Here is a 10,852-nt window from a genome sequence, read left to right as displayed (position 1 = left end):
CGGGAGGAACTTGCCTGGCACACGATTGTTCACCCCAGTCGAATTATCCCCAATCGTCATCCCGAAATTTTCCTGGCAAGAACCAGGCCTCGTTCAAGCGATTCTCCTGACTATGATAGCCTGTCCCGGTTGAAACCCGTCCGCCAGGGGTGTGATTGGACTGTAAGACAGGTTCGGAATGGCTGACCCTGATGGAGGACTGGTTATCAGGGCCCGTGGTGAAGGCTGAGTCGTACGGGCTGCTGAAACTGCCCGGGTTACGTGTCATCCGCGGAACAATTCGCCTTGTATGCCGCACCAAGTTGCCCGGCGTTGGTGAGGAGCGGCCCTGACAACCAGAAGCGGCTGGCCGCTGGCTGACGCGCTGATTTCAAGAGGGAAGAGGTGGGATCAAGGGCCGGGATCGGCAGTGCTGCCATGCTGACACTATCAGCCAGGATGGGGGCCGGCGTTGAGGCGCCCCCCTGGCTGCGGATCGCCGCTATACCTTACTGTTTCACGATGAAGTACTTCACAAAATTATCGTGGGCGATTGGTTCGCAACGTTCTGGCTTATCAGCAAGGTATTCATCAATCGCCTTATTGCAGCCTGGCCACGGCGGATCATTGTATTCATCGAAAAGTATCACACCGCCACGGGACAGCCGCGGGTAGAAGAACTTCATGCAGTCCATGTAGGCGTCATAAGCGTCACAATCAAGATGAACGAAGGAGAAAGACAAGGCTGAACATTGTTGAAGCGTATGTTCAAAAAAACCTTTATGGAGTTCAACGTTGTGCAGGCCGAATAATTTCAACTTACCCGCCACAAGCTCATAAGATGTCTCATTCATGCCGCCCGGGTGCTTGCAGTCGATATCGGCGCCTCCAAGCTGCTGGTCGCTGACAATACTCTCAGCGAACCCTTCGAAGGAATCGAAGCCGTGGATGGCTTTCCGGACACCTTGCTGGGCCGCATACATGGCTAATGAAACCAGGGTGGAACCCCTGTACACTCCACACTCTGCGATCTCGCCCGGAACGTTGCGTGTTCTGTCGAAAAGCGATAGGACGTTATTGATGTTGGCGGAGCCGATAGGTTGCGGCTCAGGGTGCGGTACAACGCCGCGGGGCACACTAATGCCATGGATTCGACCTACAAACGGCGGCCACGTCGCGAGGGGCCGATGCGGGTAGAAAGAGGCCGTAAGCCTCTGCAGCACGGGCTTTGCAAGCCGTTTTGCTGTTTTTAGCATCTCATCACGCTAGCACGGAGTGGCCGCCTTCTGCCGGAACGGGCGCAATCCGGTAACCGAACCCTGAGCAGCCGCCGGACCAGTCTGAATCCCACGATCGGGCGCCTGGCAGGGTGTGTCAGGAGCCGCACAGTTATTGCTTCCGCACAACTCTCCGCTGAGCCATATAAACGCGTCCGGTCCGGTAGTGCGTTCTACAATGGAGAATCGAGCACTCATGATCCTGATGCCGGAGCAGGCGACGTTATTGTTGCCATTTAAAAGTACCGTGTCCAAGGACACGCCGCCGCTCCGGGTCGGAGTGGTGATTGATTCCAATCAACCCTCGCCCTGGGTGAACGCGCTCCTCGCATTCCTGAAGCAATTACGGGGAATTGAGGTTCACCTTTGCACATTCTCTCCTCAACCTCTTTCCGTGTCGAAGAGGCCAGGCTGGCTGGTAGACCGTCTCTACTCTGCAAGCCGGGCACGATTTGATCCGTTTGGTGTTGTCGCGGCTGATGGAACCGGTACCAGCGCCTTCGAATCCATTGATGACATCAGGGCGGGTGATTACGGAGTGCTGATCTGGCTTGCCAGCCGCCAGGGCCCCAATATCCCTCTCCGGAGTTTGGCTAGAAATGGAGTTTTCAGCATCCGGCTGGGCGAACGTGACCAGGCCATCCATTTTTGGGATGAGGTAGCCAACGGCAGTGTGACCTCCAGCTTAACCGTCTTCTGGCACGACTCTTCGTTCGAGCAGGGCCGCCCGATTCGGAAAGCTGAAACGTCCACCTCGCAAGGGCTTTTTGTCACTGAGAATGCGGAACAACCCCTGGTGGCCGCCATCAGGCTGCTCGCCGGCCTGTGTCTGGAAATTCAGCGTGACAGCGAGCAGTTTATGCGATGGGCTGGCGGGGTGGCTGCGGAACGGCTCGAGGTGGGCGCCCGGCTTGACTATCCTTCGAACCTGGACGCGGCTCAGTTTGTTGTGAAGAAACTGGCGCGGAGCGCCTATCTGCGCTGGTCGGTCGGGAAGAAAAAGAAGAACTGGTTTGTGGCGCTGCGGCCGAATCGAGGCAACTCCATCACCGATCCGGCGCAGCTGGACTTGAACGGGTTTACAGATGTTCCCCTGCCTGAAGGGGTGGACGCCATGGCTGATCCCTTTTTGTGGGAGGCCGGCGGCCGCCAGTACCTGCTGTTTGAAGAGGTGGCAAAGGGACAGTCCCGGGGCCGGTTGGGGTGTGTTGAGGTACTGCAGAACGGCTCGTGCTCGGAGATGAAGATACTCCTGGAGCGGCCCTATCACCTCTCTTATCCATGTGTTGTGCCCTCGGACGGCGAACTGTTTCTGCTGCCTGAAACATCAGAAGCAAAACGCATCGACCTCTACCGCTTCTCGCGCTTCCCGTGGGAGCTGGAACTGGTTGCCTCTCCCATTGAGGGTGTGGCGCTCGTGGACACGACGCCCATCTCAGTGGATGGGCTCTGGTATATCTTTACCACCACGACCGAGCCCTTCATGGAAACCCTGCTGTTTTCAGCCACCCGGCTGGAGGGCCCCTGGAGCCTCCATCCGGGCAATCCAATATCCACCTCAGTACTAAGCTGCCGTTCCGCCGGACACCTTTTCTGGCGGCAGGGACGGCTGTTTCGAACAACGCAGGACTGTTCAGTCCGCTACGGGTATGGCATCACGGTGAATGAGGTGACCAAACTGACACCGCATGAGTTTGAGGAGCACCTGGTCTGCCAGATTCCGCCAACCTGGGCGCCGGGACTGCTGGGAACCCATACCTGGAATGAGAGTTCCGCATTTCAGGTGATCGACGGAATTCGATACGGTCAATGAAGTCCCAATTCCGACAGACTGACCCGGGTGACGGGCCTGCGGTTGCAGCGTTTCTGCAACGCATCTTCGAGCTGGATCCAGGCTCACCCCTGACTGCGCCAAGGCACCTGCACTGGAAATGCTGGGAAGAATATCCTGGCTGGACGGGCTCCCGCGGCTTTGTGATGGCCAGGGAAGATGGGATTGTGGCGCATGCCAGCGCCGTGGCCCTCTCGTTGGTGAATGCCCACCAGCGGCTCAGGACAGTCCACCTCATCGATTGGGCTGCCGATCCGGGGTCGGTCGGGAGCGGCGTAACCCTTCTAAAACGAATCGCGCAAATGGTGGATGCGGTTCTGGTTGTTGGCGGCAGCGAGATGACGCAGAAAGTGCTGCCGGCGCTCGGGTTCAAAACTCTTGGAGAGGTGACCAGGTTTGCCAGGCCGATCAGGCCGCTGCGGCGGCTGGCAGGCCAGAAAGCGGGCTTGCGTGCGGGAGCGCAGTTTGCCAGGGCTTTGTTGTGGTCGTTGCAGGCCCCCTCGATTCGGACGCAGGGATGGGGTGCACAGCGCATCGCGCCGGAACAATTGGAGTCAGCCGCCGTACGATGGCCGCGGCCCGGGGAGGGCATCTCCCTCTTTGAAAGAAATGCGAAGACTGCCGCTTACTTTCTGAAGTGCCCGGCTGCGCCAATGGAGCTGTACTCGGTCACAAAAGACGGTTCCAGCCGCGGCTACTTCATGCTGGCGTATACGCCCAGCCAGGCCCGCATCGTGGATTTCTATATCGATGGAGAAGAAGGAGGAGAGGCCTGGCGCATTCTCCTTCAACTGGCGATAACGCAGGCGAGCCGCAACCCATCCATCGCGGAAGTGGTCTCCATGGGCAGCGACCCAGTTACCAGCCAGGCACTCACCGATTGCGGCTTTCATGCCCGCGGGCAATCAACCCTCCGCCTTCTGCCTGGCAAAGGCGTAGAGCTGCCAGCCGCGCCGATTCGCTTCCAGATGATCGATAGCGACGCCGCGTATCTGCACGCGGATCAGCGCAGCTATTGGGCCTGAGCGGGACGTACTCTGCGGCTACAGCTGGCCGCCGGTGAGTGGCAGGATCTGGCCGGTCATGAAGGCGCCGCTCTCTGAGAGCAGATATTCGATGCTGCCCGCGATATCGGCAGGCGTACACAATCGGCCCAGCGGCACCTTGGCGGTTTCCGTCAGCACGGCGTGACGGGTCTTCGCGTTGTTCATCCCCTGCGGCATGAAGGAGGGGAGCACCGCATTGATGGAGATTCCCTTGCCGGCCAGCTCCGGCGCGAGAAGGCGTACCGTCTGTTCCATCGCGGCTTTGCCGAGTGAATAAGCAGCCAGGTTCAAAGCCGGTTTGATTGTTGCAGCCGTCGTACCAAGAACCACCATGCGGCCCGAATCCCGGGTGTGGCGCACCAGCCAGCGAGCCAGGCGGATGGTTGTCAGTGTGCCGAATTCGACCTGCCGGGAGACGGTTTCCGCATCCAGTCCGAGCAATCCGCCCTGGGGCGCGCCGGGCCAGGCGGCGTGAATCAGTCCGCATACCGGGCGATCGCCGAGGGCGGCGTCCGCTGCCGATTCCCAATCCTCATTCATGAGGTCGCACTCCACCAGTTCGGCGCTGTTCTCGCCGAGCAACTCGGCCGTTCGCGAACGCGAGCGGACTAATCCAAGCACGTGATAGGAAGAGGACAGCCGCTGCAACAGGTGCAAACCGATGCTGCTGCCCGCTCCTGTCAGGACCACCACCGGGAGACCGGTATCTTTGGCCACCGATGGTCCTGTGCTCACGGATTTCTGCCTGTTTTCGTGCAGGCTGAAACCGACATGAATCTCCGCTGTCAGGATCGACTGGGAACTTTCAATAACCCGGACCCGGACCGTACCATTCCCTGCCTGTGGCAGCCAGGTGGTAATCTCCCCCTGGACTATGACGTTGGAGGGGAAGAAGAGCGGGGTCGGGAAGCGGGAGCGCATCGAGCCAACCACCACATTCCGCCCGGGCAGGTGCATGCCCACCATTGTGGAAGCCAGCCCAATCTGAAATGCCCCGTGAACAATACGCCGGCCATAGTTGGTCTGCCCGGCATAACTCTCATCGGTATGGAGCGGGTTGTGGTCGCCGGATAGAGTGGCAAAGTTCTCGACGTCTTCGCCCGTGACCTGTCTCTCAAAAGAGGCCTTCAGGCCAACGGCGATCTCGGATGCGTCGAGGACCCGCGCTTCAGCTCTGTCCAACTTGGTTCTCCACGGAATCAACGATCAGCAGGTAAGAGGTCAGCGATTCGAAGGACTCCTCATCCAACTCGAGCTGAAACTCCTCGGAAATCGCCGACAGAAGGGTTACGTGGGCAACCGAATCCCACTGGGTGAGGGAAGCCTGACTGGCCCGAGGCAAATCGGCGGCCGTCAGATCGGGGAAGACATTCAGGAAGCACTGGGAGACTCTGGATTGGATGTCAGTCATTGTTTTGCAGCCGCACTTCATGCGGCAAATACTCAATATGGCTCTGGAATTGTTCTCGCGACAGAAGGGCCGCGGAGCCGTCGTCGATGGCCAGTCCGAATGATTCCAGGCAGCTCTGCAGGGGCTGGTTGCGCTCTGTGGGACGGAAAGCCAGCCGGACGGCCCCAACACGGAGCTGATTGAAAAGATAGCTCAACATGTGGTGCTCGATCCTGCGTGAGAACGCCCGGCAGCTGAGCACCCAACTGGTTACCTCAAACTGGTCGCCGGCATGATATCCGGCCAGTACACCAATGGTGCCGAGCGGACCGAACTTCTCTTCATAGGAAACACCAACCACCTCGGCCGCCTCGTCTTCCAAGAGCTTAAGCCACTCGCCCTCACTCAGGCGGACACCGTTCAGGTTGAACTGGTTGGTCTTGTTGATCAGTTCGAGAAGCCGCTTGTTGGAAGGATCCTTCCGCGAATCAAATGTGACCCTGCCTTGCAGGCCTTGGACAAACTCCGCCGCGGGGGTCTGGCCCAGCGAAGATTGCAGGGTGGCATTGGCCCGGATACTGGCCTGGCGCAACGAGTCATCCCGATGCACCGCGGCCTTGCCGAAGAGGTCGCGCAACTGTTTCAGCAGCCCCAGCGTCTTCGCCGGTTGTTTCTTCGAGAACTGCAGGCACTTCATCGCCGGGAATGCCGACCGGACCTCGTCCAGCTCCATCGCGCTGTCGTCCACAAACACAACACTGTCAGCGCCAATATTCCAAACGCGGAGGATCTCGGCGACGGTATCGGATTTGGGACCCCAATTCGCACTGACCGGGAAAAACGACTCCGCCGGAACAAGCAAGTCGTCCCGTTTCAATGCTTTCTCGACTACAGCCTGCTCATTCTTCGACGCGATGGCAAGCAGCACGCCCATCTCGGAAAGGTGGCGCAGCATCTGCTGGTAGAGCGCATGAATCTGGGAGTGTTCAGAGAGGCTCCAACTCACACCCTGCACGCCCACCTCGCCTACAAGACCGGACCAAAAAGTATCGTCCAAATCCGTAATGAGGCCCTTCATGGGGGGCGGTGGAAATAGCAGGTTTAACACCTGACTGGCCACGGCGGAGGCATGCGCGATGCTATAGGGGAAACCGGCAATCATCTCCATCTGCGCATCCAGCCGTAATGGCTCCGGGCTGACACTCGCCAGACTGGAGCAACTGAGAACGGAGACGCCACCAATGCCCGCCGCTTCCGCGAGGAAGCTAGCGGCCTGTTTCTGCAACTCCAACTCATTGGGGCTCGCCTGCCAACCAGCCGTGTGCCCCAGGAAGAGCATTGGCAAAGTCGGTGGAACCAGGGCCACGGGCATTTTGGCAGCAAGGTCCTTCAACCCCTTGAGAAGGCGGGCCCATTGCTCACGGCAGCTCTCAAGAATATCCGCCTGGACGGAAAGCGCCCAGCCGCCCGCGCTACGCAGCCCTAATCTCGGGTCCAGATCACTCCACTCGATGACGACGGCCGCAGCTTCCGCCTGCGATTCGGCGGCGGCGGTGAAAGTACCGCCAAGGTCGCCATACAAACCCGTCAGGATTTCAGCTGCCTGCTTAGGGAAACGCTCCGCAAAATGCCCCTTGAGGAAGGTGACCAGGTGCAGGGGTTGAAAACCACACACCAGGAAGATCCTGCGCCGTTGATCTGCCTCCGATTCCAGTTTGATGAGGGCAAGGGCTTGGCCTAGTGTCATTATCTTTGTTGATGATACCGCGGGATGTGAAAAATCCTGGTGAAACGCCGGTCTCCGCTATTTGGTCTCACTAGCGGAACGAAGCCGCCGTTCCAGTTCTCTCACCAGGGACCTTTCGGTGCTCCGGAAACGCCATAAACCCAGGAAACCGGCCGGTGTGTTGTGCCGGAAGAAAGGCATGCGGTACTTCAGCAGTTTCAACAGATAGTGAGGCAGCGGGTCCACCAGCAGGACGTCGTTGCGCAACAGGTCCAGGGCCTCGGTGAAGCCGGAGGGGTGGCCGCAGCAGACCGTCGTGCGGCGGGCGATTTCGAGTTCGACGCCCCAGCTTAAACCCTGCATATGGGTGCAGTTGGCAGCGGGCAGATCCAGCCCGAAATCGGCGAACTTGCTGCCCACGCGGTGGCGGTTCGCCTCGGTGGTCTGAACCTTCATGCCGAAGACCAGGACATGGCAACCCGTACGGCGGATGAGTTCGGAGAAGGCGCGGGAGTACTTTTCCGCCAGCAGGTCAGCCGGCTGCTGCAGCCACGGCTGGATAGCGGTGCCGGGCCGCCGGTGCCGCCACAGAAACGAGACGGTGGGTTTCTGGAAGATCGCTTCACTAAGTCCGCTCTGGCGCAGGACTTCCGGCAGCCGGTCCAGCCCTTCCGTGCTGAGGTTGATGCGGCCGGCCTCGTCCAGCGGCATGAGCTTGGGCAGGTAGCGCCAAGGAAGCAGATTGGGCAACCGGTCGATCATGGCCTGTGCACGTGCCGGCAGATGGGGAAAGATGTCGGCGCGAAACTCGCCGTCAGCGGACTGAAACTGCCAGAAATCGTCCACCGAGTCCTCGCGGATCGACCCCCAGTGCTCGAAGGACTCGGCGAAGGAGAAGTCCAGGACACGCAACTCTTCCAGACGGTGCGCGTCACCAGCGTAAAGCTTCAACCGCAGCCCGGGCTGTGACCGTAGATAGTGCTTCAGGCAGGTCGCCTGCTCGTAGTAGTCGCCGTAGGCGCCCTGCAAAATACTGCCAATCACACGCTGGGACAAAGAGGCTGGAGTTCCTTTCCGGCCGGGCCGGCTGAATCGAGGGTAACGCCATATTATACCGTGGCCCGAAATGCCAGTGAACTAAACCGCTAACGCGGTATCCCCCCTCGGCCTTTTCCGAACTCCCTGCGATCATCGGGCCCCGGCGAAACCGGCTCCAGGCTCACACTCAAGTTGGTTGTTATCCGCAACCCACTTTGTCGATTGAAGGAGCGACCATGAGCCTCTTGCGCCAACGCATGCTCGAAGACATGCAGATGAGGAACCTTTCCGCCGGAACCCAGCGTAGTTATATCCACTACGTCGCTGACTTTGCAAATCATTTTGGCCTCAGCCCCGCCAGGCTGGGCCTCGACGACATCCGCAACTACCAGTTGTTCCTCATCGAGCAGCGCCAACTGTCACCCGAATCCATCAACTGCTTTCTCTCCGCCGTCCAGTTCCTCTATACCGTTACCCTGGAAATGCCTTGGAGCAACGCCCAGTTCGGACGCATGAAAGTCGGCCAGAAGCTGCCGTCCGTACTCAGTGCCGACGAGGTGGTCCGGCTCTTCAGCCACATCCACATCCTCAAGCACCGTGTCGTGCTGATGCTCTGCTACGGCGCCGGGCTCCGCATCTCCGAAGCCGTCTCGCTCAAGGCCGCCCATATCGACTCGGGCCGCATGCTCATCCACGTCGAGCAGGGTAAGGGCGGCAAGGACCGCTTCACCGTCCTCAGCGCCCGCCTCCTCAGCTTGCTGCGCGCCTACTGGAAACTCCAGCACCCGGTCGACTGGCTGTTCCCCGGCACCAAGGCGGGCACGCATCTCCAGCCGGCCAGCGTGCAGCAGGTGTGCCGCCAGGCGGCTCAAATGGCGGGGCTCACCAAACACGTGACACCCCACCTGCTGCGGCACAGCTTTGCCACTCATCTGCTGGAAAACGGCTCCGATACGCGCGCCATTCAAGTGTTGCTCGGCCACACCCGAATCGACACCACCGCACGCTACATCACGATCTCCCCGCAGACCGTGGCTCGCATCGTGAGCCCTCTGGACAGCCTGCCCGCCGAGGCGCCGCCCAAGAGAAAGCGCGGCCGTCCGCCGAAGAATCAGACAGTGCAGTTGCCCGGCTAAAGTCTTGCCGAGGCCAACCCTTGAGGTGGCCAGCATCTTCCGCCGCCATGGCGAACGGTTTCGCGCCCGGCAGCGTCTGCCCGTTCAGCAACTCCGGCTGATGCAGGCGGTCGAAACCTGCCGCACTGCCGCTCTCGGCGGCCATGTGGAGCGCTGCAGCCACTGCCAGCATCAACGCATCAGCTACAATTCCTGCCGCAACCGCCACTGCCCGAAGTGCCAGAATCTGGAGCGCAACCGGTGGCTGGAGCACAGGCGGGCCGAACTGTTGCCAGTCCCCTACTTCCACGTCGTCTTCACCATCCCGGACCAATTCAACGCGCTGGCCTTGCGCAATAAGGCCGTCGTCTACGGCATCCTGTTTCAGGCCAGTGCGCAGGCCTTGCTGACCATCGCGGCCGATCCCCGCCATCTCGGCGCCCGCATCGGCTTCTTCTCGATCCTCCACACCTGGGGACAGAACCTGCTGCTGCACCCGCACGTCCACTGCGTTGTCACCGGCGGCGGCCTCAGCCCGGACGGTGAGCGCTGGATCAGCTGCCGTCCGGGTTTCTTTCTTAGCGTCCGTGTGTTGTCGCGCCTCTTCCGGCGCCTGGTTCTTGATGCCCTTCGCCGCGCTTTCGACAAAGGCCAACTGCAGCAAGCCGGCGATCTGTGTCCATTGCTGGCACGGCTGTCAAAACGCGAATGGGTCGTTTACGCCAAGCCGCCTTTTGGCGGTCCCGCCCAGGTGCTCGACTATCTCGGCCGCTACACCCATCGCGTGGCCATTTCCAATAACCGACTCCTCGGCATGGACGGCGAGCAGGTGAAGTTCCGCTATAAGAACTACCGCGCCAAGAACAAAGACCGGCACCGCACCATGACGCTGGAGGCGGGTGAATTCATCCGGCGTTTCCTGCTGCATACCATTCCGCCGGGCTTTCAGCGGATCCGTCACTATGGTCTGCTGGCGAGCCGGCAGAAACAGGCCAACCTGGCCCATTGCCGCCGACTACTGCCCGGGGCACGGCCGCCAGAGGCGCCACTTGCCCCAGCAATCCATGTGCCGAGTGGACCGGATCTCATGGCTCCCTACCTGCGCTGCCCAGTCTGCGAGACCGGTCAAATGCAGAGGGTAGAGGTGTTGCTGCCGCGCCTGTACCGCTGCCGGGAGATGAACTCCTCATGAGGCCATCGGCTTCGCCCACAGGTCTGGAAGCGACCCGGCATTGGGCTGCAACTTGGAGTGTGTTCGGAACCACTCAACTCCCGCCAGAAGGAAGCCGTCAACTCCCATTGCGACCGAACGGAAGGCGTCAGCCGGCATTGCCATCGGCCGGCGTTACGCGAAGAGTTCGCGGAGCCATCTTCGTGGAGCCGGAACACCAAGCCCGGACAGCCAAACCAACTGGCGAACCAAGCAAAACCCATATCGCCAAGCCCTGAG

The 10,852-nt window shown here is 60.2% G+C and carries 9 protein-coding genes; 4 read left to right on the top strand and 5 right to left on the bottom strand.

The features are described from left to right. Positions 1–488 precede the first annotated feature (488 nt). Positions 489–1,235 carry a TylF/MycF/NovP-related O-methyltransferase gene (locus ACR9Y2_RS39980; RefSeq protein WP_435047548.1) on the bottom strand — a complete coding sequence of 249 codons (747 nt, stop codon included), beginning with the start codon at positions 1,233–1,235 and terminating at the stop codon, positions 489–491. A gap of 610 nt (positions 1,236–1,845) precedes the next feature. Here ACR9Y2_RS39980 and ACR9Y2_RS39975 point away from each other — a divergent pair. After that, on the top strand, positions 1,846–3,069 hold the full coding sequence (locus ACR9Y2_RS39975; RefSeq protein WP_435047547.1) for a glucosamine inositolphosphorylceramide transferase family protein: 1,224 nt from the start codon (positions 1,846–1,848) through the stop codon (positions 3,067–3,069). Next, positions 3,066–4,112, top strand: coding sequence for a hypothetical protein (locus ACR9Y2_RS39970; protein ID WP_435047546.1), 1,047 nt, complete (start codon positions 3,066–3,068; stop codon positions 4,110–4,112). The genes ACR9Y2_RS39975 and ACR9Y2_RS39970 overlap by 4 nt, the downstream gene beginning before the upstream one ends. Before the next feature lie 18 nt (positions 4,113–4,130). Here ACR9Y2_RS39970 and ACR9Y2_RS39965 read toward each other — a convergent pair whose 3' ends face one another. The 4 genes from ACR9Y2_RS39965 to ACR9Y2_RS39950 are packed head-to-tail and all read right to left on the bottom strand — an operon-like array spanning position 4,131 to position 8,305. Continuing rightward, a complete protein-coding gene (locus ACR9Y2_RS39965) occupies positions 4,131–5,315 on the bottom strand; it encodes an SDR family oxidoreductase (protein WP_435047545.1) in 1,185 nt (394 codons plus the stop codon). Beyond that, a complete protein-coding gene (locus tag ACR9Y2_RS39960) occupies positions 5,302–5,544 on the bottom strand; it encodes a hypothetical protein (protein ID WP_435047544.1) in 243 nt (80 codons plus the stop codon). Before ACR9Y2_RS39960 ends, ACR9Y2_RS39965 begins: the two co-directional genes overlap by 14 nt. Further along, a complete protein-coding gene (locus tag ACR9Y2_RS39955) occupies positions 5,537–7,270 on the bottom strand; it encodes an HAD-IIIC family phosphatase (RefSeq protein ID WP_435047543.1) in 1,734 nt (577 codons plus the stop codon). Before ACR9Y2_RS39955 ends, ACR9Y2_RS39960 begins: the two co-directional genes overlap by 8 nt. Before the next feature lie 57 nt (positions 7,271–7,327). Further along, the gene (locus tag ACR9Y2_RS39950; protein ID WP_435047542.1) at positions 7,328–8,305 is read right to left on the bottom strand and encodes a hypothetical protein; all 978 of its coding nucleotides are present in this window, start codon (positions 8,303–8,305) and stop codon (positions 7,328–7,330) included. A 218-nt stretch (positions 8,306–8,523) separates the two neighbouring features. On the opposite strand from ACR9Y2_RS39950, the gene ACR9Y2_RS39945 reads away from it, so the two are divergent. Together ACR9Y2_RS39945 and ACR9Y2_RS39940 are read left to right on the top strand one after the other, a co-directional pair. After that, the gene (locus ACR9Y2_RS39945) at positions 8,524–9,423 is read left to right on the top strand and encodes a tyrosine-type recombinase/integrase (protein ID WP_435039120.1); all 900 of its coding nucleotides are present in this window, start codon (positions 8,524–8,526) and stop codon (positions 9,421–9,423) included. A gap of 4 nt (positions 9,424–9,427) precedes the next feature. Continuing rightward, a complete protein-coding gene (locus ACR9Y2_RS39940) occupies positions 9,428–10,594 on the top strand; it encodes an IS91 family transposase (RefSeq protein ID WP_435039121.1) in 1,167 nt (388 codons plus the stop codon). The last annotated feature ends 258 nt before the right edge of the window (positions 10,595–10,852 follow it).

The sequence above is a fragment of the Paludibaculum fermentans genome (assembly GCF_051172195.1).
In the GTDB taxonomy this organism is placed as follows: domain Bacteria; phylum Acidobacteriota; class Terriglobia; order Bryobacterales; family Bryobacteraceae; genus Paludibaculum; species Paludibaculum fermentans_A.
This window is presented reverse-complemented; position numbering and strand designations above follow the sequence as displayed.

Bases quoted from the DNA above. Each gene is read 5' to 3' on its own strand.
- ACR9Y2_RS39960 (WP_435047544.1), bottom strand. From the start codon at position 5,544: ATGACTGACATCCAATCCAGAGTCTCCCAGTGCTTCCTGAATGTCTTC.
- ACR9Y2_RS39945 (WP_435039120.1), top strand. From the start codon at position 8,524: ATGAGCCTCTTGCGCCAACGCATGCTCGAAGACATGCAGATGAGGAAC.
- ACR9Y2_RS39980 (WP_435047548.1), bottom strand. From the start codon at position 1,235: ATGCTAAAAACAGCAAAACGGCTTGCAAAGCCCGTGCTGCAGAGGCTT.
- ACR9Y2_RS39955 (WP_435047543.1), bottom strand. From the start codon at position 7,270: ATGACACTAGGCCAAGCCCTTGCCCTCATCAAACTGGAATCGGAGGCA.
- ACR9Y2_RS39970 (WP_435047546.1), top strand. From the start codon at position 3,066: ATGAAGTCCCAATTCCGACAGACTGACCCGGGTGACGGGCCTGCGGTT.